This is a genomic window from Sorangium sp. So ce834 (genome assembly GCF_051521425.1).
In the GTDB taxonomy this organism is placed as follows: domain Bacteria; phylum Myxococcota_A; class Polyangia; order Polyangiales; family Polyangiaceae; genus Sorangium; species Sorangium cellulosum_D.
The window spans coordinates 4,208,202-4,230,145 of sequence record NZ_CP150351.1 but is presented as its reverse complement, the minus strand read 5'-3'; the positions used below and the strand labels follow the sequence as shown (position 1 = coordinate 4,230,145).

Sequence of the window (21,944 nt, the reverse complement as noted above, 5' to 3'; positions counted from 1 at the left end):
CGCGCATGAAACCAAAGGGCCCAGGAGATGCAGCCCGCTCGAACGGTCAGGATCCGACCTTCCGGGAGAATCACGGCGCGGAGCGCCTGCTCTGCGCCGTGGGGGAGCTGTGGCGCGCGCCCGATCTCCCGACCCTCCTGAGCGTCGCGGCCCGCGCCGCCCGGGAGCTCACCGGCGCCGACGGAGCGTCGTTCGTCCTCCGCGACGGTGAGCTCTGCCACTATGCCAGGGAAGACGCGATCTCCTCGCTCTGGCAGGGCAGGCGATTCCCGATGTCGAGCTGCGTCAGCGGGTGGGTGATGCTGAATCGGAGGCCGGCGATCGTCGACGATATCGCGCTCGATCCCCGGATCCCCCTCGGCGTCTACAGGCCGACGTTCGTGCGGAGCATGGCGATGGTGCCGATCCACGCGCGCGCTCCCCTCGGGGCGATCGGGAGCTACTGGCGCTCGACGCGCGTGGCCACGGCCCACGAGGTGACGCTGCTCCAGGGGCTCGCGGACGGCGCCGCGCTGGCGATGGACAGCATCGCGCTCCGCGAGCGCATGGAGAAGGCCGAGGCGCGGATCGGCGAGCTCGACGCGCTGACCCGCGATCTCGCGGAGCGGCACGAGGCGCTCGCGGAGAGCCAGCGGCAGGGCGACGCGCTGAACGAGCTCCTCGCGCACGACCTCAGGAGCCCCGCCGCCGGCGTCGTGCTGACCGCCAGGGCCCGGCTGCGGGAGCCGGCGCTGGAGGAGCGGGAACGGCGCCGCTGGAGCCGGGTGCTCTGCTCGGCCGAGCTCATCCAGCGCACGGCGATGAACCTGCTCGACACCTCGAGCCGGCAGCCGGGGGCGCTCGTGCCTCGGTGGGATGAGCTCGACCTCACGGCGCTGCTGGAGGAGGTGACCGAGATCCTGGAGCCGCTCGCGGCCTCGCGCGACCAGCGCATCGCGCTCCGCCCCGGCGCGCCGCGCTGCTGCCGCGCCCGGGGCGACGCGGACCTGCTGCGCCGGGTGCTGCAGAACCTGCTCGACAACGCCCTCCGCCACACCCCCGCGCGCGGCGCCGTGCACGTCGAGGCGCGGCCGGTCGACGCGCGCTGGGTGGAGGTGGTCGTGTGCGACGAGGGCCCCGGGATCCCGGTCCACCTGCGCGACCACATCTTCGACAGGTACGTCCGGCTCGACGATCCGAACGTCGCCTCGCGCTCCGGCCGTGGGCTGGGACTGACGTTCTGCAAGCTGGCCGTCGAGGCGCACGGCGGCACGATCGAGGTGCGGGACAACGTCACCGAGCGCCCGGGGACCTGCTTCTGCGTCCGCCTCCCGGCGTGCTGAAGCGCGCCGCCCAGCGCTAGAGCGGCGGTCACCCGCTTCGGATACGGGCCCATCTCGACGTTTTCGGTGCTCAGCGCACCGGAGTGCGCTTCCGCGCCGAAAACGCCGAGCTGGACCCGTCTCCTGTGCGGGTGAACGCCGCTCTGTAACGCATGTACTAGAGATGGGTGAAAACCGCGCTAGGCGGATTGGTCGATCTCCCGTAGCGTCTCGCGGAGCGCCTGGGCCTCCGCGCCCTCGAGGATCACGGATGCGGACAGGGGCGTGGGCACGTGCTCGCGGAACTCCACGGGCTGGAAGGCGGCGAGAGCACCGGACGCGGTGTAGGCGAGATCCAGGCGCACGGCGGAGGTGTCCGGGTCGCCCTCCTCGTCTAGGGCGAAGGGGAGCTTCGCGATGGCGGCGAAGTCCCGCCTCGCCAGGGCGGCGGTGAGGGCTTCGACAGGGCAGGTGAAATAGCGGAAGCCCTCCTCCACCTTCTCACGCGTAGGGAGGTAAACGAGCTCGCTCAGGATCAGCCATTTGCGACGGGTGGTGAAGCGAGGGTCGGCGCGCAGGGAGTCGGATAGATCTTTGATCTCCATGAGTCCGTTCATACCGCAAGCGGGCCCAGCAATCGTCACTTTTCCAGGAGGGATGCGGATCGAGTAGGGTTTTCTATGTCAACCAGCGCGTGCAGGGTGGCTCTATGGTGGATGGTGGGAGCGGTGGTGCCGCGGGCCCTTCACCGCGGGCGACGCGGCGGCGGAGGGCGCCCCGTTGGGCCACGCCGGAGGGAGCTAGACCTGCCCTCGCCCGAGCTTCCGGACGAGCCTCACCAGGTCTTCCGGGTGGACCGGCTTTCCGAGGTGCTCGTCGTATCCCGCCTCGAAGGCGAGCCGCTGGTTCGCGCCGCTCGTGTGCGCCGTGAGCGCGATCGCGGGCGTCGCCCCGCCGTCGTCCCGCGCCATCGCCCGCACGCTCCGCAGGAACGCGTAGCCGTCTTGGTCGGCCATGCCCAGGTCGCTCACGATGACGTCCGGCCTCACCGCGGCGAGCGCGGAGAGCGCCTCGGACGCGGAGCTCGCGAGGTGCACCTCTGCCCCTCTCGGCCGGAGCACCGCGCTCACGAGCTCGCGCGCGTCCGGCTCGTCGTCGACGACGAGGACGCGGAGGCCGTCCAGCCGCGTCTGCGTCGGCACCGGAGCGGCCGGCTCGGGAGGTCGGTCCGCGTCCTGCTCGGGCGCGGGCGCCACCGCCCGCACGGGCAGCGAGACGAAGAAGCTGGCCCCTCGGCCCAGCCCGGCGCTGCGGGCCGAGACGGTGCCGCCGTGGAGCTCGACGATGTGGCGGACGATCGACAGCCCGAGCCCGAGGCCGCCGAACCTGCGGGTGATCGAGCTGTCGGCCTGCCAGAACCGCTCGAACACGTGGGAGAGCATCGCCGGATCGATGCCGCGCCCGTCGTCGTGCACGGCGAGGTGGATGCTCGCCCCGGCCTGCTCGAGCTCCACGCGGACATGCCCCCCGTTCTCGGTGAACTTCACCGCGTTGGACAGGAGATTCCACACCACCTGCTGGAGCCGCGCCGGGTCCCCGAGGAGCATGAGCGGGCGCCCTCCCCCCTGCACGACGAGCTCGATGCCCTTGGCGTCCGCGGCCGGGCGGACGACCTCGATCGCCTGGTCCACGATGGCCGCGAAGCTCAGCGGCCTGGTCTCGATGCGCATCTTGCCGGTGATGATGCGCGAGACGTCGAGCACGTCCTCCACGATCCTGGCCTGCGCCTGCGCGTTTCGGCGGATCGTGTCGAAGGCCTTCGCGATCTCGGGGTCGCTCACGCTGTCGCACAGGAGCGACGACCACCCGAGGATCGCGTTGAGCGGCGTCCTCAGCTCATGCGAGATCGTCGCGAGGAACTCGTCCTTCATGCGGTTCGCCTCCTGCGCCTGGACGAGGCGGAGGCGCTCCTCCTCGGCGCGGCGCCGCTCGGTGAGGTCCCTCGTGACCTTCGCGAACCCGACGAGCTCCCCGTGGGTGCCGCGGAGCGCCGTGACGACGACGCTGGCCCAGAACAGCGTGCCGTCCTTGCGGACGCGCCACCCCTCGTCCTCGACCCGCCCCTCGCGGGCGGCGATCGCGAGCACCCACGCGCATTTGCCGGCGCGGACGTCCTCCTCCTGATAGAAGCGAGAGAAATGCTTCCCGAGGATCTCCTCGGCCGTATACCCCTTGAGCTCCTGCGCCCCGCGGTTCCAGGTCGTGACGACGCCCTGCGGATCGAGCATGAAGATGGCGTAGTCCTTGACGCTCTCGACGATCAGCCGGAAGCGCTCCTCGCTCCGACGGAGCGCCTCCTCCGCATGCCGGCGCTCCGTCAGATCCCGGGTGATCTTCGCGAAGCCGATCAGGGTGCCATCGCGGTCCCGCAGCGCCGTGATGACGACGCTGGCCCAGAACAGCGTGCCGTCCTTGCGGACGCGCCACCCCTCGTCCTCCACCCGCCCGAGCGCGGTCGCCTGCTCGATCTCGCGGTCGCACTTCCCCGCGGCCACGTCCTCCGGCGGGTAGAAGGTCGAGAAATGGCGGCCGATGATCTCCGTGGCCTCGTATCCGTTGATCCGCTCCGCCCCCGGGTTCCATGTGGCCACATGACCTCGGTCGTCCAGGATGAAGATGGCATAGTCCTGGATGGTCTCGACGAGCAGCCGAAAGCGCTCCTCGCTCGCATGAAGCGACTCCTTGACGCCCGGCTCGGCCAACCCGCTCGGCTGTAACAAAACAGACATGATGCAGAGAGGATGCTCGATCCACGCCCTGCTGACCACTTCCGCGACGAGCGTGAGCGAGCCGAACGGCAGCGCTTCCTCCTCCGGAAGCGGCGCCCCCGCGCAGGTCACGTCTCGAAACGCCACGGCACGCCGCGGGCCGAAGCGCTGGTCGGCATTCCGCCCTGTGCAGACATTTCCACTGCTCACTCTGAATCAGGATTTGGATGAGGCCGCTCGGAGCGCTTCATGCCGAGGCGGAGCCCTGACGCCGCGACAGGAGAGGAGATCCAGACACGGAGACACACCGCAGACAGCGATCGCCGGATCGGCAGACAGCGATCGCCGGATCGGCGCGCGACGAGGCCGTGACCCGCGGGAGGGATGCCGTAGAGTGGTGCGGCAGGAGGCTTGGCCATGAGGCTCTCGAAGATCGCATTTTCACGCTGCTGCTCCTCGGCGCTCTCGCTGCTCGTCGCAGCGTGCGGGAGCTCGCCTCTGGGCGGCGGCGGCGCCGACGGTGACGGCGGCAGCGCGAGCAGCGCCGGCCATGGCGCCAGCGCGTCGAGCGGCCCCGGCGCCGAGTGCGGCGGCCCGAGCCCCGTCGGCTGCCACGCCCAGGGCTGTCCGGAGGGCCAGACCTGCGTCGACGAGGGCTGCGCGCCGTCGCGCTGCGGGTGCGATCCAGAGACCGGCACGTGGTACTGCACCGACGACTGCGAAGGCGGGACCTGCGTGCCCGACGAGCCGAGGTGCAGCGGTCCCAGCCCGGTCGGCTGCCACGCCCAGGGCTGTCCCGAGGGCCAGACCTGCGTCGACGAGGGCTGCGCGCCCTCGCACTGCGGGTGCGATCCCGAGTCCGGCGCGTGGTACTGCACCGAGGACTGCGAAGGCGGCACCTGCGTGCCCGACGAGCCCACCTGCAGCGGTCCCAACCCGGTCGGCTGCAAGACCCAGGGCTGCCCCGAGGGCCAGACCTGCGCCGACGAGGGGTGCGCGCCCTCGGAGTGCGTGTGCGATCCTGCGACCGGCGCGTGGGCCTGCACCGAGGACTGCGGCGGCGGCACGTGCGTGCCCGACGAGCCCGCGTGCAACGGTCCCAGCCCGGTCGGCTGCAAGACCCAGGGCTGCCCCGAGGGGCAGATCTGCGCCGACGAGGGGTGCGCGCCGTCGGTGTGCACCTGCGATCCCGACAGGGGCCACTGGCTCTGCACCGCCGACTGCGGCGGCGGGACCTGCGTCCCCGCGCCATGAGCCGGTCGCCGCGCCGGCGCGGTCCGGAGGCCATCGCGCCGGCGGCGAGGAGGGCTAGAGGCTGTTCAGATGGTCCCAGCCCAGCCACGTGTTCACGAGGGGGATCAGCCTCTCGTGGATCGCGCCGGTCTTGTCGCTCCAGCGCATCACCCCCCATTGCGCCACGTCCGGCGTGGGCCCCCCCGGGACCGAATAAGCCATCTTGCCGCGGCCGAAGTACGCGCCCGACTTGAGCACATAGGTGCCGACGAGCCCGCGGCTCTGAGAATAGAAATCGAGGCGCATGTCGGGCGCCGTGCCCTCGCTCGAGAGGATCGCATAGAGCCTCTGCTCCTGCACGCCGTACACGGCGCACGCGCCGCACTGGGGATCGGACGGATCCATCCCTCCGTCGCCGTCCGTTCCCTCCACCGCGGCGAGCTCGACGTCCGGCGCCGGCTCCGCGTCGGGGATCGCCGGCGCGGCCGCCGGAGGCCTGGAGATCGTGGCGCTGACGCGAGACTTCCTCGGGCGCGTGCACGCCTGAACGCCATCGTGCATGCCATACAAAAGAGATCGCCCGGCGTGTCGATCCGGCGGCATCTCGTTCGTCGTCACGGTAGAACCAGCGCCCGTCCGGTCGGGGCCGTCCGGGCGCCCGGCTTTGAGCCAGAAGGAGACACGACGATGCGAGCCATGAACACCTTGGGACCGGCGATGCGCGGCGCGCAGACGGAGGCAGAGCTGCCTCACCGCTCGCCACCTCCAGGTCGCCGGAGGAGCAGGGACAACACGATCGTGAAGCGCATTTCGATGGTCGCGTGCCTGTTCGTCGCCGCGTGCGGCGGTGGGGAGGACGGCGAACCGGAGCCGGTCGCGTGGAAGGACATGAGTTTCGAGGAGCGCACCGAGTACATGACCGACGTCGTCCTGCCGCGAATGGCGACCCTCTTCGCGGAGTACGACGCGAAGTACGAGACCATGACCTGCATGACGTGCCACGGCGACGACGCGAACGGCGGCACTTATGCCATGCCGAACCCGCAACTCCCCGCGCTCCCCAGCACCGAGGAGGCGTTCTTCGAGTGGGTCGCGGACCCGGCGCACCCGGAGCGCGAGAAGTTCGGCACCTTCATGTACGAGCGGGTCCTGCCCGAGATGGCCGACGTGCTCCGGGTCCCCGTGTTCGATCCCGAGAAGCAGCCCGACGGGTTCTCGTGCAGCAGCTGCCACCCGATGGCTACCGCCGAGCCGTGAGGCCGCGGGGCCGCGCCGGGCTCGACCCGGGGGCGCGCGCGGCTCGTGGGAGGTGAACCTCGTTTCGAGTAAGCTCGCCGGGCGGCATGCCCACCACGACGCTGACTCGAAGAGAGCTCAACCGGGCCACGCTCGCGCGACAGATGCTGCTGTCGCGCGAGCGGACCACGGCCGTCCGCGGGATCGAGCGGCTGGTCGCCCTCCAGGCGCAGCTGGCGCGGCCTCCGTTCATCGGGCTCTGGTCGCGGCTCGAGGGGTTCCGGCGCGAGGAGCTGGTCCGGCTGGTCCTGCGCCGCGAGGTCGTCCGGGCGCCGTTCCTGCGCGGCACGCTGCACGTCGTGAGCGCGAAGGATTACCTGGCGCTGCACCCGGTCATCGCGCCGGTGCTCCACGCCGCGGTGCGATCGATCCTCCGCGACCGCGCGGACGCCCTCGACGTCGCCCGGCTGGTCGCCGAGGCGCGCGCGTATTTCGACGAGGAGCCGCGGACCATGGACGAGCTGCGCGACCACCTGGCCGCGCTCCACCCCGAGGGCGACGTGCGGGCCATGGCCCTCGCGGTCCGCATGCACCTGCCGGTCGTCCAGGTGCCCGCCGAGACCGCGTGGGCCTACCCGGGAACGGCGGATTTCGCCCCGGCGGCGTCCTGGCTGGGCGCGCCGTTCGGCGACGGCGGCGGGCCTCGCGCGCTCGTGCTCCGGTACCTCGCGTCGCTCGGTCCGGCGACCGCGACCGACATGCAGACCTGGTCCGGCCTGACCGGGATCAAGGACGTTCTTCGATCCCTGGGCGACCAGCTCTGCACGTTCCGCGACGAGCGGGGCCGGGAGCTCTTCGACCTGCCCGACGCGCCGCGGCCGCCCGCGGACACCGCCGCGCCGGCCCGGTTTCTCCCGGACTACGACAACGTCCTGCTCGCGCACGACGACCGCACGCGGATCATCGCGGGCGAGCATCGCGCGCGGATCGTCCTGTCGGCCAACCTTCGCATCCTGCCGACGTTCCTCGTGGACGGCTTCGTGGCCGGCACCTGGGGTATCGAGCGGAAGAAGGCCTCGGCCACGCTCGTGATCGAGCCGTTCGAGGCCCTCTCCAGGGCGGCGCGCGAGGAGCTCGCCGAGGAGGGGGAGGCGCTCCTTCGCTTCGTCGAGGAGGACGCGGGCGCGTTCGAGGTTCGCTTCGACAAGGGTGGGGCCGCGAAGGCGCCGGCGGCCAGGGCCAAGCGCGATGCCGCTACGAAGGCGCCGGCGGCGCGGGCGAAGGGCGCTGCCGCCGCGAAGGCGCCGGCGGCGCGGGCGAAGGGCGTAGCGAAGGAGCAGAGACGACGATGATCTTGTATCGCCCCGTGGGCCTCGCCGAGCTCCGGCTGATCGCAGAGTCCGGTTTTCGGGCCTTCCCGCCGCGTCTCTCGCATCAGCCCATCTTCTATCCGGTGCTGACCGCGGAGTACGCGCGCAAGATCGCCCGCGACTGGAACACCACCGATGAGACCTCCGGGTTCGCGGGGTGGGTGACCCGGTTCGTGGTCGAGGACGACTTCGCCCGCAGGTATCCGGTGCAGATCGCGGGCGGACGCTCGCACGAGGAGCTCTGGGTCCCCGCCGAGGAGCTCGAGGAGTTCAACCGACACATCGTTGGGACCATCGAGGTCACCGAGGTGTACTGCGGGCCGAAGTTTCAGAGGGACATCGACCCGGCGACCCGGCTCCCTCTCGACTGGGCCCGGGATCCCCACGACCGCGCCGGGCTCGACGCGAAGGCGCGTGCGGCTCGTGGGGGGTGAACCCCGCTTCGAGTAAGCTCGCCGGGCTGCACCCACAGGCGGGCGCGGTCGGCGGGCGCGGGGCCACGCGCCGAGCCGGCCGCGCCGCGCGCAGGAAGGAGCACCATGCTGGACACGATCTGGGATCGCCATCGCGCCGCCGGGCTCGACGCAGCGGCAGCCGCTGTCGCCGCGCCGTCGCCGGAGGATCTCTGCTACCTCGCGATGCTGGCGTTCTCCGACGAGCGCTACGCCGACGCCGCGGCCTTCGCCGCCCGCGCCGCGGCGGCCTCGCCGGGGGACATCCTGTTCGAGGCGGCCGCGGAGCACCTCGCGCGGGTCGCCCGGGAGGGCAAGCGCAACGTCTACGTGTCCGCCGAGGGGTTCGCCGCCTTCATCCGCGGCGGCGGCAACGTGCCGCTCTACCGGGAGACCAGCGCGGCGCTGGCCGGCGAGTACCCGGAGGCGCCGTTCGATCTGCTCGATATCGGCGCCGGCGACGGGATGGCGCTGCTGCCCGCGCTGACGCCGGCGGTGCGGCGGGTGACCGTCGTCGAGCCGGCGGCGCCGCTGCTCGAGCGATGCGCCGCGGCGCTGTCCGGCCGAGGGGTCGACGTCGAGGCGTTCGGCGGACGGCTCCAGGATCTCGCTGTAGACCCGGCCATGGCGCCGCGGCGCTGGTCGGTGGCGCAGGCGACGTTCTGCCTTCACGCGATCGCCCCGGCCGAGCGGCCGGCGCTGCTCCGCTGGGCGCGCGCGCGCTGCGATCGGCTGCTCGTCGCCGAGTTCGACGCGCCGCGCATGGACGAGCCGCTCTCGCCGGACACCGCGCGGCACGTGCTCGAGCGCTACCGCGAAGGGCTCTTGGAGTACGCCGGCGCCGAGCGCGACACGGTCGCCCAGGGGTTCTTGATGCCGGTGCTCTTCGGCTACGTCGACCGCGGCGCCACCCGCACCACGTTCGAGCACCCCATCGACGACTGGGCCGCGCTGCTGCGCGACGCCGGCTTCGCGCGCGTCGACCGACGGCTGCTCCACCGGTACTGGTGGGCCCCGGCCTTCCTGCTCTCGGCGCGCTGAGGCCGCTGGCCAGCGCGGGCCTCCAGCGGCTCGGGCGGCCGGGCAGGACGAGCGGCGGTCAGCGCCGATCCGACGCGTTGCGCGCCCGGTAAGCGCGCTGCTGGCAAGCCCGCGAGCAGTACGCCCGCGGCCGCCCCGTGGCGGGCTGGTCGATCGCGCCGCCGCACTGCGCGCACGTCGGCGCCTCGTCCTGCGGCGGGGCCTGGTCCGGAGTTTCGTCACGAACCTGCGCCGTGGGGCGTGACGTTTCGCGACTTTCGTCACACCGCCCAGAGCGCGACCGGACGAGCGCCTCGATGCCGTCGAGAACGCGCTGCAGGCCGAACAGGAACATCTCCTCCGTGAACGGGTGCTCGTCGAACGCGCCCGACCCCATCATCTTCGCCATCGTCGGATAGCGGGCCGGGTCGAAGAGCTTGTCCCAGAAGTACGCGCGCTCGGACCACCACTGCTCGTCGGTGACGCCGGTCTCCTGCTCGGCCTCGGCCCGGTCCACCGAGAGCCGCCCCGCGCCGCGGGTGTAGCTGTCGACGAGGTGGACGGCGGCGAGCGCCTCGCGGTCGGTGAGGCCGATCCCGGCGACCGCGCGGAGCGTCGCCTCGTACGCCGCCATCCCCTTCGGCCCCATCACGGGGCGCACCGGCGTCACGTGCAAGAACCACGGGTGGCGGTGGTAGAGCGCCCAGTCCGCGAGCGCCGACGCCTCGAGCTTGGCCCGCCACCCCCCGGGGACGCCATCGACGAGGGACATCTCCCCCGCCGCGGTGTCCAGCATGAGGTCCAGGAGCTCGGCCTTGCTCGGCACGTACCGGTACAGCGACATCGTGGTGAACCCGAGCTTCGCGGCGACCCGCTGCATCGACAGCGCCGAGAGCCCCTCGGCGTCGGCGAGCTCGATCGCGGCCCGCACGATCTGATCGAGGCTCAGGCCGGGCCTGGGCCCCCGGCTCGGCCGCCTCCGGACCCCCCAGAGGAGCTCGAGGCTGCGCACGGCGTCGCCGCCTCCGCTGTACTCGGTCGCAGTTTTTCGTCGCCGCTTGGGTTTGACAGCCATTCAACAACTGCGTATACCACACACAATACCGTGTACGTCATAAACAGTTTTCTGGAGGTCCGCGTGATGCAGCACGACGAGAGGCGACCGATGCGATCGAAGACCCTGCTTTTCCGCGCGCGCGGCCTGGCGGCCACCGTGCCGCTCGCGCTTTCGCTCGGGTGCGCGGCCAAGGAGCCGGCGACGGCGCCGGAGCCGACATTCTGGGAGGACGTCGCGCCGATCACGTCATCCAAGTGCACCGCGTGCCATCAGGAGGGCGGGCTCGGGCCCTTCCGGCTCGACGACTACAGCTCGGCGAAGGCGCGCGCCGGCGCGATCGACGACGCCGTGCAGGGCGGCCACATGCCCCCGTTCCTCGTGAAGCACGACGGCTCGTGCGGCGACTTCAAGGACGAGGCGACGCTCACCGCCGAGGAGCTCGATATCATCCATCGCTGGGCGACCGGGGCGCGCGCCGAGGGGGAGCGCGCGGGCGCGCCGCCCACCCCGCCCGTGCCCACGCTCGAGGGCGGCGTCGACTACATGACACCGCCGATCACCCCCGTCGCCGACCCCACCGATCCCCTCGCGGCCTACGACGAGTGGCGGTGCTTTCCTGTGGACCCGGGCCTCGACACCGACCGCTTCATCACCGGATATCAGGTGACGCCCGGGGTCCGGTCCATCGTTCATCACCTCACGGTCTACCGGGTGACTCCCTCGGAGCCGTCGCTCGTGGAGGGCAAGACGAACCAGGATGTGATGACGGAGCTCGACGACGCCTCGCCGGACCGGCCCGGCTGGGAGTGCTTCGGCGGCCCGTCCGACGCGCTGCCGTTCCAGCCGCTGTTCGCCTGGGCGCCCGGGCAGAACGTGGTCGAGTTCCCCGGCGGCACCGGGGCGCCGGTCTCCTCGAAGGACCATTTCGTCGTCCAGGTGCATTACAACCTCCATGACCACGCGGGCGCATCCGCCGAGGACTCGACGCGCCTCCGGATCCGATACGAGGACACCGTGGAGCGGCGCGCCGTGTTCATCGGGGACGACGGCTTCATGACGAGCCTCTTCGAGCCGGACGGCCCGGACACGCTGCCTCCCCGCCAGAAGGACGCCGCCTACACGTGGAAGAGGACGCGGGCGGAGCTCACGCTCGATCCGGCGCTGCCCCCGATCGAGGTGCTCGGCGTGATGCCGCACATGCACGAGCGCGGGCGCACCTTCGATATCCGCGTGACGTCGGAGGGGCAGGAGACCTGCATCGCGCGCGTGGACGACTGGGACGTCCACTGGCAAGACGTGTATTGGTACCGCACGCCGCCGCTGCTCGACCCGAGCTCGTCGCTCCAGGTGACATGCACCTTCGACACGCGCGACGCTCAGGCCCCCGTGCTGCCCGGGTGGGGCACGCAGAACGAGATGTGCAATGCGAACCTCCTGGTCGCGCTGCCGATGACGCCCTGACCTCGCGACCGCCGCCTCCCCGCGGTCCCCCGGAGGAGCGCAGGTCGCCGCGCAGCCCCTCAGCCCCCGCCGGCCGCGCCGTTCGCCGCCCGCGCGGACCCGGCCCACAAAAGGCCGAGCGCCGCCGCCGACATCGCCCCGCCCGCGGCGCACACCCCGATCCACCCCCAGCGCGTCCAGGCGGCGGTGCCGAGCCACGCCCCGGCCGCCCCGCCGACGAAATAGGTGGTCATGTAGATCGTGTTCATCCGGCTGCGCGCCTCGGGGCGCAGCGCGTACACGCGCGCCTGGTTCGAGATCTGGTTGGCCTGCGCGCCCAGATCGAGCAGCACCACGCCGAGCGCGATGCCCGACAGCCACCCTCCGAGCAGCCAGAGCACCCCGAACGACGCGAGCAGCACCCCGAGCGCGAGCGCGTTGATCCGGCGATCGCCGCGCACGTCGGCGTACCGGCCCACGAGCGGCGCCGCGGCGGCGCCGGCCACGCCGACGAGGCCGAAGAGGCCCGCGACCTGCGGGCCGTGGCGCGCGGGCATGCTCTGGAGATAGAGCGCGAGCGTCGCCCAGAAGGCGCTGAAGGCGCCGAACGAGAGCGCGCCGAGCGCGGAGTGCAGCCGCAGCGCAGGCTCGCTCCGGGCGAGGCGCCCGAGCGAGCGCACGAGCTCCGGATACGACATCGCCGCGGCCGGCGGCTGCGCCGGCAAGGCCAGGCGCAGCACCGGGCCGAGCGCGATCATGAGCCCCGCCGCCGCCCAGAACATCGCGCGCCACCCGAGGTGCGTGCCGACGACGCCGGCCACCGTGCGCGACAGGAGGATGCCGATGAGCAAGCCGCTCATCACCATCCCCACCACGCGCCCGCGCTGCTCGTCCGGCGCGAGCTGCGCCGCGAACGGCAAGATCAGCTGCGGAACCACGCTGGTGATGCCCACCGCGAAGCTCGCCGCGATGAGCCACGGCAGATCCGGCGCGAGCGCGGCGCCGCACAGCGCGAGGCTCGCCAGCGCCGCCATGACGACGATGAGCCGCCGCCGCTCGTGGCTGTCGCCGAGCGGCACGAGGAGGAGCATTCCCGCCGCGTAACCGACCTGCGTCATCGTCGGCACGAGCCCGAGCGAGCCGCCCGCGCCGCCGAGCTCTCGGGCGATGTCCCCGAGCAGCGGCTGGTTGTAATAGAGGTTCGCGACGGTGGCGCCGGCGACCGCCGCCATCAGCCAGACGAGCCCGCGGCGGAGCGACCGGGAGGGCGAGGAAGAGGTCTGCATGGGGAAAGGGAGGGCAGCGCAGGCATACGCCGCGTGCCCTCCCCCATCAATCGCACAACCCCGTCCGGCCGTTCCTGATCCGCCGGACGCGGGCTGCCCCCCGGGGACGAAGGGGCGAATCACCTACCGAACCGGCGCCGCGGGGGCGCGGCGCGGCCGGCCCCCGCGATGCTCGCTCACCGGCGCGGGCACTCGCCGCGGAGCGCCACCGAGACGCCCGCCGCGTGCGCGTTGCACGCGTTGCTGTACGTCTTGTCGTCGCAGCCGCAGACGGGGTTATAACTGTCATCGCAGACCTCCGGGATCGTCTCGCAGACGCCCGTCTGGTCGGCCGCGCCGCAGATGGCCTCCAGGCTGTAGTTGCAGAACTCGCCGGGGTCGCACGCGAGGCCGGCGAGGCCGCCGCAGTGCTGCACCTCGGAGGCCGCGCACTCGCCGCGCGACGCCACCGACACGCCCGCCGCGTTCGCGGCGCACGCGTTGCCGTAGGTGTTGCCGTCGCAGCCGCAGACCGGGTTGTACTCGAACGTGCACGCCCCCGGGATCGGCGCGCAGGCGCCCGGCAGATCGGTCGCCCCGCACGCGGCCTCGGGCGCGAAGTCGCAGAAGAACCCGGGCTCGCACGCCGCGGCGCCGCGGGTGCCGCACACCGCTCCCGGAGCCGACCCGCACTCGCCGCGCGACGCCACCGACACGCCCGCCGCGGCCGCCATGCACGCGTTGCCGTAGGTGTTGTCGTCGCAGCCGCAGACCGGGTCGTACTCCTTCGTGCACCCCTCCGGGATCGGCGCGCAGACGCCCGTCTGGTCGGCCGCGCCGCACATGGCGTCGGGCGCGTAGTCGCAGAACTCGCCGGGGTCGCACGCGAAGCCGGCGAGGCCGCCGCAGATCTTCGCCGGGGGCGGCTCGCACTCGCCGCGCGACGCCACCGACACGCCCGCCGCGTTCGCGGCGCACTCGTTGCCATACGTCTTGCCGTCACAGCCGCAGACCGGGTTGTACTCCTCCGTGCACGCCTTCGGGATGCGCTCGCAGGTGCCCGTCATGTCGAACGCGCCGCACATGGCCTCGAGCTCGTAGTCGCAGAAATAGCCCTTCTTACAGCTGAGGCCGGCGAGGCCGCCGCAGGCGCGTCCGTGACCGCCGCCCGACACCTCCTCCGAATTGGTGCCGGTGTTGTCGCCGGCCACCTCGACCTGACAGCCCACCGTGAGCGGGATCATCGACAGCGCGAGCCAGAGAACGGAACCGATACGGCTGCTCTTGATGCGATTCTGAACGTTCATGATGTTCCTCCAACACACGGCCTCGCCGCCGCCGGCGAGGCGATAGACATGCACGAGCCCCTCCCCTCCCGAGGAAGGGCGCCCTTGCGCCGCGCGCGAGCGCGGCGCGTGATCCGTGGGTCGCTTCCCCGACCGATCAGTCGGGGAGCGTGAGCGTCAGCGCGCGGCGCCCGGGCTCGGGCGCCGTGACGTCGAGGAAGAGCACGTCCTCGCGCTCCTCCCCGTCACCGTCCGCGCGCACGGTGACGACGGTGGACCCGCCCGGCGGCACCACGAACGGCGCCTCCGGGCTGACGCTGAACGGCGCGCCGCCGCGGCGCAGGCGAGGCGCCTCGATGGACACGTCCTCGGCACACCCGTTGCGGATGACCACGTCGCGGGAGCCGCCTTCGGCCTCGAACGTGACCCACGCGCCCGGCGTGAGCGCGAGGCACGGCAGGTGATCGAGCGTCTTCTCGGTCGAGCTGGGCCCCGCGAGCCGCAGATCGGCCGGCTCCGACCGGAGCTCGCCCTGCTTCACCTGCATCCGCAGGACGTGCTCGGTCCGGGCGAGCACGGTGGCGATGAAGCTCCCGTCGGGGTTCACGTCCGCGACCACCGGCGCGTCGAGGGTGTCGAGGTTCGTCACCACGATCACGCCCTCCGCCGGCCTGACCGCGCCCGGCTTCCCTTCGAGCGCGATCTGGTCGCCCAGCACCATGGGCTCGTCCTTCACGCCGACGAGCGCCCCGTCGAGGATAGGATCGTGGACGGGCGGGCTCGGCTGCGGGCTCACGACACAGCCGCCGAGGAGCACCGCGAGGAGCGCCGAGACGACCGCGCCCCGCCGGTCCCCGTGTCTGCCTGTAGTCCGCATCGCCATGCCCGAGCCTAGAGCAAACCTGGTGCCGACGGAAAAACATCGGAAATCGTCTTGAAATCGCGGGCGAGAGTGTCTCATCGATCGTCTCACTGTCTCATGTGGCACATCCGTGAGACACTGCGCGGATGATCCCAGCCGAAGGGACCCTGGTCGCGCGCCGCTACCGCCTGATCCGCCCGCTGGGTCGGGGGGGGCTGGCCACGGCGTGGCTCGCGCGCGACGAGGCGCTCGGGCGCGACATCTGTCTCAAGCTGCTCGGCCGCGCGCGCAGCGCGGAGCGGGCGGCGTTCCGCGGCGAGTTCAGGATGCTGGCGGGCCTGTTCCATCCCCACCTCGTCCGGGTGCACGACTTCGGCATGCTCCGGGAGACCGGCGAGCCGCGCTTCTACTTCACGTCGGAGGCGGTGCTCGGTGCGCCGCTCGACGCGTACGTGACAGGCCGGCGCTTCGAGGAGGTGCGGGCCGCGATCGTCGACGTGCTCGACGCCCTGCGCTTCCTCCACCGGGCGCGCATCCGGCACGGCGACGTGAAGCCGGCCAACATCCTCGTCGACGCGTCGGGGCGCGCGGTGCTGATCGATCTGTCGTGCGCGGCGCGGGTCGGCGAGCGGCCCGACGACGGGATCTCCGGCACGCAGGGCTACGTGGCGCCCGAGGTGATCCGCGGCGAGGCGGCCGACGGGCGCGCGGACCTGTTCGCGCTCGGCCGCACCCTCGGCGCGATCGCGCCGCTGCTCGCGGAGCCGCTGCCGGAGGCGATCTCCGCGCTCGCCGAGCGCCTCGTGCGGCCCGAGCCGCGCGACCGCCCCGCCGACGCGGGCGAGGTGCTCGACTGGGTGGGCGCGTCGCCGCGCGCCCTGGCCCCGCCGCCGCCGGAGCCGCCCCACCTCGTCGGCCGCGACGCCGAGCTCGGCGCGGTGGCCGAGGCGCTCGCCGCGCTGGAGCGCGGGGAGAGCGGGCCGCGGCTGTGCGTGATCGCCGGGGAGCCCGGCTGCGGGAAGAGCCGCCTCCTGCGCGAGGCGAAGTGGAGCGCGGAGCTCAGGATGGAGGCCGTGGAGGGGTTCGCGCGGGCCGGGGCGCAGGTGGGCTCGGTCCGCTCGATGCTCGGCCGCGCGACCGGGGAGGAGGCGCTCCCCGCGGGCGCGCTCGGCGCCCTGCGCGCGCACGAGCGCCTGACCCGGGCGCGGTCGGGCTCGGGGGCGGAGCCGCTGGTGCTCGTGCTCGACGACGCCGACGAGGTGGGCGGGGCGGACCGGGAGATGCTCGAGGCGCTGGTCCGGCTGCTGGGCCCCGATGATCCGGTGCTGCTCCTCGCGGCGGAGCGCATCCCGCACGGCGGGGGCCGGGCGCCGCTCGCCGCGGTGGCCGCGGAGGCGGGGCGGAGCGCCCGCGAGGTCGCGCTGCCGCCGCTCGGGCGCGAGGCGGTGCAGCGCTGGATGGACGCCATCGGGCTGGGCGACGCGACCGAGGCGGTGCTGCGCGCGAGCGCCGGGTGGCCCGCGGATCTGGTGGTGACCGCGGGGCGGCTCGCCGAGAGCGGGGACCTCGCGGGGCTCGACGCGACGACGCCGGGGGCGAGCGCGCGGTACGCGCTGCGGCTCCGGGGGCTCGGGCGGCCGCTGCGCGACGCGGTGGCGACGCTGGCCGTGCTGGGCGGCGCGGCGGCGGACGAGGCGCTGCCGTCGCTCGGGCTGCCGGTCGCGCACCTCGCCGAGCTCGCGGCCCGCGGCGTCGCGGCGCGCGCGGCGGGGGGCTGGACGCTGACGCGGGCGGGGCCGATCGCGGCGCTCCTGGCGGCGCTCGGCGGCGAGGCGGTCCGCGCGGCGCACGCGCGGGCGGCGGCGGCGTTCCCGGCGCGGGTCGAGCAGCAGGCGCTGCACCTCGCGCTGTCGGGCGACACGGCGGCGGCCGAGCGCCTGTTCCTCGGGCGGCGCGCCGAGCGCGAGGCGGACCCGGGGGCGTGGGCCGCGGCGGCCGAGGCGCTGCTCGAGGCGGCCACGGCGGCGGAGACGCGGCTCGAGATCGCGTCGACGCTCCAGCGGGGCGGGCGCGCGGCGCGGGCGCGCGAGGTGCTGGAGCAGCTGCTCGCGGAGGGGCAGGCCGCGGCGCTCGGGGCGCGGCGGGGGCCGGCGCTCGTGCGGCTCGGCGCGTGCCTGCTCGAGCTGGGCGATCCGACGGCGGCGCTCGCGCGGCTCGAGGAGGCGGAGCAGGCGTCCGGGGAGGCGCCGTCGTTCGCGCCGCGCGAGCGCGCGTGCCTCGCCGATCTCGCGAGCCGGGCGCTGTTGAGGCTCGGGTCGCACGCGGAGGCGCGGGCGCGGGCGGAGCCGGCGCTCGCGTGGTGCGACGAGCCGGAGGTGCTGGCGAGCCTGCACGAGGACGTGGGGGTCGCGGCGAGCTACCTCGGCGAGCGGCGGCTCGCGGGGCTGCACCTCGGGCTGGCGGCCGGGCTGCACCGGGACCGGCGCGCGCCGCGGGCGCTCGTGCGCGCGCTGTCGTACCAGGCGATCGACGCGTTCCGCGCGGGGGAGGTCGAGGCGGCGCTCGTCGGCTACCGGCAGGCGCTCGCGACGGCGGAGGAGCACGGGCTCGGGGATCTGGTGGCGCGCTGCAGCCTCAACGTGGGTACGGCGTGCCACCAGTCGGGCGAGCTGGGGGAGGCGCTCGCCGCGTACGAGCGCGGGGCGCGGCTCGCGTCGGCGCTGGGGCAGGCGGACCTGGTGCTGGTGCTCGATTTCGATCTGGCGAAGCTCTGGGCGGACGTGGGGGCGTTCGAGCGGGCCGGGCGCGTGGCGTCGCGGGTGGAGGCGGAGGCCGCGCGGCGGGGGGCGCCGTTCTTCGCGGCGGCTGCGGCGTCGGTGCTCGGGGACTGCGCGCTGGCGGCCGGGGACGCCGAGGAGGCGGCGCGCTGCTTCGAGCGGTCGCGGCGGGGGTTCGAGGCGCAGGGCGCGCAGCGCGAGGTGGTGGAGGAGGAGCTGGAGCTGTGCCGGGCGCACCTTTCGCGCGGGGCGCTGGGCGACGCGCGGGCGGCGCTGGCCCGGGCGCGCGAGCACGGGGCGGTGCGGGAGGCGCCCGACCTGGGGGCGCGCGCGGCGCTGCTGGAGGGGCGGCTGGCGCTGCTCGACGGGGACGGCGGTGAGGGGGGCGGCAACCTGGGTCAGGCGGGCGTCGAGCCGGGGGAGCCCAACCTGGGTCAGGGCGGGCTCAACCTGGTTCGGCCCAACCTGGGTCGGCCCAACCTGGGTCAGCCCGCCCTCAACCCCGGTCAGCTCAACCTGGGTCAGCCCAACCCCGGTCAGCCCGCCCCCAACCCCGGTCGGCCCAACCCCGGTCAGGACCTCGCCGCGGCCCGGGAGCTCCTCGAGCGCGCCCTCGGCCTCGCCGAGCGCGCCGCCCAGCCCGACCTCATCGCGGATGTCCGCCTGGCGCTCGCCGACGCCGCCGAGCTCGCCGGCGAGCCCGAGGCCGCGGCGGCGCAGCGGCAGCGCGCCACCGCCGCCTGGACCGCCATGGCGCGCTCGCTGCCGGAAGCCCTCCAGCACGCCTTCTGGATGCACCCCCGCCGCCGCGCCGCTCGGCCCGCCCCGGCCGACGCCGCAGCCCCGCCCGGGGCGGCCGCCGGCCCCGCGGCGCAGCCCGCGACCGAGCGCGCCGCCAAGCTCGAGCGGCTCCTCGCGATGTTCCGCAAGCTCAACTCCTCCGTCGAGATCGCCGACATCCTCGCCATGGCCATGGACGCCGCGATCGACCTCACCGCCGCCGAACGCGGCTTCGTGCTGCTCGAGCAGCCCGGCGGCGAGCTGCGCGTGGCCGTCGCGCGCAACGTCGACCGCGAGAAGGTCGGCAGGAGCCACCTCAAGTTCAGCTACAGCATCGCCGAGCGCGCCATCGCGGCGCAGGAGCCCGTCGTCACCGTGGACGCCCAGGACGATCCGCGGTTCCGCGAGCACGCGTCGGTGCACGCGATGCGGCTCCGCTCCGTGATCGCCGTGCCGATCCGCTCGCCGGACGGCGTGCTCGGCGCGCTCTACCTGGACAACCGCTTCCGGCGCGCCCGCTTCGCCCCCGCCGACGTCGACCTGCTCCTCGCCTTCGCCGACCAGGTCGCGCTCGCGCTGCGCAACGCGCGGCTCGTCGACGACCTGCGCCGCCGCACCGTGGAGCTCGAGGCCGAGCGGCGCCGCGTCGAGGAGCTCCTGCGCGGACAGGCCGCCGAGATCGATCGGCTGCAAGAGGAGGTGCTCGTCCGCCAGCAGGCCCTGGAGCACCGCTACGACTACGGCGCCATCGTGGGGCGCGGCCCCGCCCTCCGCGCGGTGTTCGCGACGCTCGACCGCGTGGTCGACACGCCGGTCAGCGTGCTCGTGACCGGCGAGAGCGGCACCGGCAAGGAGCTCGTCGCGCGCGCCATCCACTTCGCCGGCCCGCGCAAGAGCGGCCCGTTCATGGGGATCAACTGCGCCGCGCTCCCCGCCGCGCTGCTCGAGTCCGAGCTCTTCGGCCACGTCCGCGGCGCGTTCACGGGGGCCGACCGGGACCGGACCGGCCTCGTGGTCGCCGCGCGCGGCGGGACGCTGTTCCTCGACGAGCTCGGCGAGATGCCGCTCGAGGTGCAGGCGAAGCTGCTCCGGGTGCTCCAGGAGCGCGAGGTCCGCCCCGTCGGCAGCGCCGAGGCCGTGCGCGTGGACTTCCGCCTCGTCTGCGCGACGAACCGCGATCTGCTCGCCGAGACCGCGCGCGGGCGCTTCCGCGAGGACCTCTACTACCGCGTCGCGGTGGTGCAGATCCGGCTGCCGCCGCTGCGCGACCGGCTGGAGGACCTGCCGGAGCTCGCGCTCCACTTCGTGCGCCGCGCCGCGGAGCAGCTCGGCCGCCCGGCCCCGCAGCTCTCCCGCGAGGCGCTGCGGCGGCTCGGCCAGCACGGCTGGCCCGGCAACGTGCGCGAGCTGGAGAACGTGATCACGAAGGCCGTCGTGCTCTGCGACGGCCGCAGGATCGGCCCCGACGACGTGGACCTCCCGCGCGCGCGCGAAGGCGGCGGCCGCGGCGCGCCCCGCTCCCTCCCCGACGAGCGCGCCGCACTGCTCGCCGCCCTCGAGCGCACCGGCTGGAACGCGCTGCAGGCGGCGCGCGACGCGGGCATGTCGAGGGCGACGTTCTACCGGAAGCTGCGGCGGCTCGGAATCCAGCGACCGGCAGGGTCTCCGGCAGAGCGCCCGACCGAGCGCTCGGCAGAGCCCCCGAGCGGCGGCCCGACGAGCGCCCGCGGCGACTGAGCACCTCCGCCCACATTCCTTATCCGCCGCAGGCAACCTCGCGCGGCTCGGTTTCGTCCGAGAAGGCAAGTTCTCCTGAATTTGACGCGGCCGGCACGGGGCAGTTCGCCCCACCTGAGGCACTCCGGCCTTCATCATTCATGAGCTCGCCAGCCGCTCCGCGTCGCTCTCGCGCCGCGCGAGCGAGCCGCCCACGATGCGGCGCAGAAAAAAGACAACTCATGTTCAGGGGGAACGGCGTCCATGTTCCGCCCCGGCCACAGCCGTGGACCGACAGGCGCTCTCGGCCCGAGGTGGCCCGGGGCTTGCGACGGGGTCCGGGCATGAACACAGCGAAACTCTTCCTGCTGATGTCTCTCTCTGTCGCTGCCGCGGTTGGCTGCGACAGAGCAGAAGGCACCACTCGTTCGGACAACAACACCGCGACGGTGCCGGGCGAGGTTGCCCAGAGGGCGAACAACCCCACGCCCGCGGCCGCCGACAACACGGACAAGAACGATCGCGATCGCGATCCCGCCGCGCTGACCCCCGGGGATCAGGGCGAGAACGAGGCCGATCGCACGATCACGCAGAAGATCCGTCAGGCGGTCGTGGCGAACGACACGCTCTCGATGACCGCCAAGAACGTCAAGATCATCACCAACGGGCAGGTCGTCACGCTGCGCGGCCCGGTGAAGAGCGACAAGGAAAAGGCTGACATCGAGGCGGTCGCCAAGGGGATCCCGGGCGTCCAGCGGGTCGACAACCAGCTCGAAGTTGACGTTGACTGAACCAGTCTGAAAGGAAGACACCATGGCAACGAAGAAAGCGGTCCTGGGCCTCGTGAGCACGCTCGCTCAGGCAGACATCATCGTCGGTGAGCTCCAGCGCGCCGGCTTCATGACCAGCGATATCTCGGCGCTGTTCCCCGACAAGCACGGCACGCGGGACTTCGCGCACGAGAAGAACACGAAGGCGCCCGAGGGCGCGACCGCGGGCGCCAGCGCCGGCGGCGCGATCGGCGGGACCATCGGCCTGCTCGCCGGCATCGGCGCGCTCGCCATCCCCGGGCTCGGGCCCTTCATCGCGGCCGGCCCGATCATGGCCGCGCTGAGCGGCGCCGCGGCGGGCGCGGCGGTCGGCGGCGTGACCGGCGCCCTCATCGGGCTCGGCATTCCCGAGGTCGAGGCCAAGCAGTACGAGGGCAAGATCAAGGGCGGCAACATCCTGATCTCCGTCCACGTCGAGAACAGCAACGAGCGCGCGCTGGCCAAGCAGGTCCTGGAGCGCGGCGGCGCGACCGACATCGCGGTCCTCACCGAAGAGGGCCTCTCGTCGAAGCAGCGGGCCGTCGCCTGAGCGTGACGCCCCTGCGGGACAC

The 21,944-nt window shown here is 73.4% G+C and carries 17 protein-coding genes; 10 read left to right on the top strand and 7 right to left on the bottom strand.

Annotation, left to right across the window (positions count from 1 at the left end; all coding sequences use genetic code 11):
- The first annotated feature begins 5 nt into the window (after positions 1 to 5).
- Positions 6 to 1,322, top strand: a complete 1,317-nt coding sequence (locus tag WMF20_RS15425; RefSeq protein WP_437614360.1) for a sensor histidine kinase — start codon at positions 6 to 8, stop codon at positions 1,320 to 1,322.
- A 179-nt stretch (positions 1,323 to 1,501) separates the two neighbouring features.
- Here the strand turns inward: WMF20_RS15425 and WMF20_RS15420 are convergent, their stop codons facing one another.
- Positions 1,502 to 1,906, bottom strand: coding sequence for a hypothetical protein (locus tag WMF20_RS15420; RefSeq protein ID WP_437614358.1), 405 nt, complete (start codon positions 1,904 to 1,906; stop codon positions 1,502 to 1,504).
- Between the two features lie 195 nt (positions 1,907 to 2,101).
- A complete protein-coding gene (locus WMF20_RS15415; RefSeq protein WP_437614356.1) occupies positions 2,102 to 4,090 on the bottom strand; it encodes a PAS domain-containing hybrid sensor histidine kinase/response regulator in 1,989 nt (662 codons plus the stop codon).
- A gap of 396 nt (positions 4,091 to 4,486) precedes the next feature.
- On the opposite strand from WMF20_RS15415, the gene WMF20_RS15410 reads away from it, so the two are divergent.
- Positions 4,487 to 5,323: a hypothetical protein gene (locus WMF20_RS15410; RefSeq protein WP_437614354.1), complete on the top strand. Its 837-nt coding sequence runs from the start codon at positions 4,487 to 4,489 to the stop codon at positions 5,321 to 5,323.
- 54 nt (positions 5,324 to 5,377) lie between these two features.
- Here WMF20_RS15410 and WMF20_RS15405 read toward each other — a convergent pair whose 3' ends face one another.
- Positions 5,378 to 5,863 carry a hypothetical protein gene (locus WMF20_RS15405; RefSeq protein ID WP_437614352.1) on the bottom strand — a complete coding sequence of 162 codons (486 nt, stop codon included), beginning with the start codon at positions 5,861 to 5,863 and terminating at the stop codon, positions 5,378 to 5,380.
- A gap of 237 nt (positions 5,864 to 6,100) precedes the next feature.
- Between WMF20_RS15405 and WMF20_RS15400 the strand changes: the two genes are divergently transcribed.
- The 4 genes from WMF20_RS15400 (at position 6,101) to WMF20_RS15385 (ending at position 9,401) form a co-directional block, all read left to right on the top strand.
- Positions 6,101 to 6,559 (top strand): hypothetical protein, encoded by a 459-nt coding sequence (locus WMF20_RS15400; protein ID WP_437614350.1) that lies wholly within the window; start codon positions 6,101 to 6,103, stop codon positions 6,557 to 6,559.
- Positions 6,560 to 6,645: 86 nt separating this feature from the next.
- A complete protein-coding gene (locus tag WMF20_RS15395) occupies positions 6,646 to 7,890 on the top strand; it encodes a winged helix DNA-binding domain-containing protein (RefSeq protein WP_437614348.1) in 1,245 nt (414 codons plus the stop codon).
- On the top strand, positions 7,887 to 8,342 hold the full coding sequence (locus WMF20_RS15390; RefSeq protein ID WP_437614346.1) for an ADP-ribosylation/crystallin J1: 456 nt from the start codon (positions 7,887 to 7,889) through the stop codon (positions 8,340 to 8,342). Before WMF20_RS15395 ends, WMF20_RS15390 begins: the two co-directional genes overlap by 4 nt.
- Positions 8,343 to 8,447: 105 nt before the next feature.
- Positions 8,448 to 9,401 carry a class I SAM-dependent methyltransferase gene (locus tag WMF20_RS15385; RefSeq protein ID WP_437614344.1) on the top strand — a complete coding sequence of 318 codons (954 nt, stop codon included), beginning with the start codon at positions 8,448 to 8,450 and terminating at the stop codon, positions 9,399 to 9,401.
- Positions 9,402 to 9,459: 58 nt separating this feature from the next.
- Here WMF20_RS15385 and WMF20_RS15380 read toward each other — a convergent pair whose 3' ends face one another.
- Positions 9,460 to 10,455, bottom strand: a complete 996-nt coding sequence (locus tag WMF20_RS15380; protein WP_437614342.1) for a TetR/AcrR family transcriptional regulator — start codon at positions 10,453 to 10,455, stop codon at positions 9,460 to 9,462.
- A 90-nt stretch (positions 10,456 to 10,545) separates the two neighbouring features.
- Here WMF20_RS15380 and WMF20_RS15375 point away from each other — a divergent pair, with 90 nt between their 5' ends.
- A complete protein-coding gene (locus WMF20_RS15375; RefSeq protein ID WP_437614340.1) occupies positions 10,546 to 11,898 on the top strand; it encodes a hypothetical protein in 1,353 nt (450 codons plus the stop codon).
- 59 nt (positions 11,899 to 11,957) lie between these two features.
- Here the strand turns inward: WMF20_RS15375 and WMF20_RS15370 are convergent, their stop codons facing one another.
- The 3 genes from WMF20_RS15370 to WMF20_RS15360 all read right to left on the bottom strand — a co-directional run bounded on the left by WMF20_RS15370 (position 11,958) and on the right by WMF20_RS15360 (position 15,311).
- On the bottom strand, positions 11,958 to 13,163 hold the full coding sequence (locus WMF20_RS15370; RefSeq protein WP_129575065.1) for an MFS transporter: 1,206 nt from the start codon (positions 13,161 to 13,163) through the stop codon (positions 11,958 to 11,960).
- Positions 13,164 to 13,339: 176 nt separating this feature from the next.
- The gene (locus WMF20_RS15365; protein WP_437614337.1) at positions 13,340 to 14,449 is read right to left on the bottom strand and encodes a Kazal-type serine protease inhibitor family protein; all 1,110 of its coding nucleotides are present in this window, start codon (positions 14,447 to 14,449) and stop codon (positions 13,340 to 13,342) included.
- 136 nt (positions 14,450 to 14,585) lie between these two features.
- Positions 14,586 to 15,311, bottom strand: coding sequence for a hypothetical protein (locus WMF20_RS15360; protein ID WP_437614335.1), 726 nt, complete (start codon positions 15,309 to 15,311; stop codon positions 14,586 to 14,588).
- A 125-nt stretch (positions 15,312 to 15,436) separates the two neighbouring features.
- On the opposite strand from WMF20_RS15360, the gene WMF20_RS15355 reads away from it, so the two are divergent.
- From WMF20_RS15355 to WMF20_RS15345, 3 genes are all read left to right on the top strand, one after another.
- Entirely contained in the window at positions 15,437 to 20,584 is a 5,148-nt protein-coding gene (locus tag WMF20_RS15355) for a sigma 54-interacting transcriptional regulator (protein WP_437614333.1), read from the top strand.
- Positions 20,585 to 20,907: 323 nt separating this feature from the next.
- A complete protein-coding gene (locus WMF20_RS15350) occupies positions 20,908 to 21,354 on the top strand; it encodes a BON domain-containing protein (RefSeq protein ID WP_437614331.1) in 447 nt (148 codons plus the stop codon).
- A gap of 22 nt (positions 21,355 to 21,376) precedes the next feature.
- Positions 21,377 to 21,922 (top strand): DUF3341 domain-containing protein, encoded by a 546-nt coding sequence (locus tag WMF20_RS15345; RefSeq protein ID WP_129575061.1) that lies wholly within the window; start codon positions 21,377 to 21,379, stop codon positions 21,920 to 21,922.
- The last annotated feature ends 22 nt before the right edge of the window (positions 21,923 to 21,944 follow it).

Bases quoted from the DNA above. Each gene is read 5' to 3' on its own strand.
- WMF20_RS15425 (WP_437614360.1), top strand. From the start codon at position 6: ATGAAACCAAAGGGCCCAGGAGATGCAGCCCGCTCGAACGGTCAGGAT.
- WMF20_RS15420 (WP_437614358.1), bottom strand. From the start codon at position 1,906: ATGGAGATCAAAGATCTATCCGACTCCCTGCGCGCCGACCCTCGCTTC.
- WMF20_RS15415 (WP_437614356.1), bottom strand. From the start codon at position 4,090: ATGTCTGTTTTGTTACAGCCGAGCGGGTTGGCCGAGCCGGGCGTCAAG.
- WMF20_RS15410 (WP_437614354.1), top strand. From the start codon at position 4,487: ATGAGGCTCTCGAAGATCGCATTTTCACGCTGCTGCTCCTCGGCGCTC.
- WMF20_RS15405 (WP_437614352.1), bottom strand. From the start codon at position 5,863: ATGCACGATGGCGTTCAGGCGTGCACGCGCCCGAGGAAGTCTCGCGTC.
- WMF20_RS15395 (WP_437614348.1), top strand. From the start codon at position 6,646: ATGCCCACCACGACGCTGACTCGAAGAGAGCTCAACCGGGCCACGCTC.
- WMF20_RS15390 (WP_437614346.1), top strand. From the start codon at position 7,887: ATGATCTTGTATCGCCCCGTGGGCCTCGCCGAGCTCCGGCTGATCGCA.
- WMF20_RS15385 (WP_437614344.1), top strand. From the start codon at position 8,448: ATGCTGGACACGATCTGGGATCGCCATCGCGCCGCCGGGCTCGACGCA.
- WMF20_RS15380 (WP_437614342.1), bottom strand. From the start codon at position 10,455: ATGGCTGTCAAACCCAAGCGGCGACGAAAAACTGCGACCGAGTACAGC.
- WMF20_RS15375 (WP_437614340.1), top strand. From the start codon at position 10,546: ATGCGATCGAAGACCCTGCTTTTCCGCGCGCGCGGCCTGGCGGCCACC.
- WMF20_RS15370 (WP_129575065.1), bottom strand. From the start codon at position 13,163: ATGCAGACCTCTTCCTCGCCCTCCCGGTCGCTCCGCCGCGGGCTCGTC.
- WMF20_RS15365 (WP_437614337.1), bottom strand. From the start codon at position 14,449: ATGAACGTTCAGAATCGCATCAAGAGCAGCCGTATCGGTTCCGTTCTC.
- WMF20_RS15360 (WP_437614335.1), bottom strand. From the start codon at position 15,311: ATGGCGATGCGGACTACAGGCAGACACGGGGACCGGCGGGGCGCGGTC.
- WMF20_RS15355 (WP_437614333.1), top strand. From the start codon at position 15,437: ATGATCCCAGCCGAAGGGACCCTGGTCGCGCGCCGCTACCGCCTGATC.
- WMF20_RS15350 (WP_437614331.1), top strand. From the start codon at position 20,908: ATGAACACAGCGAAACTCTTCCTGCTGATGTCTCTCTCTGTCGCTGCC.
- WMF20_RS15345 (WP_129575061.1), top strand. From the start codon at position 21,377: ATGGCAACGAAGAAAGCGGTCCTGGGCCTCGTGAGCACGCTCGCTCAG.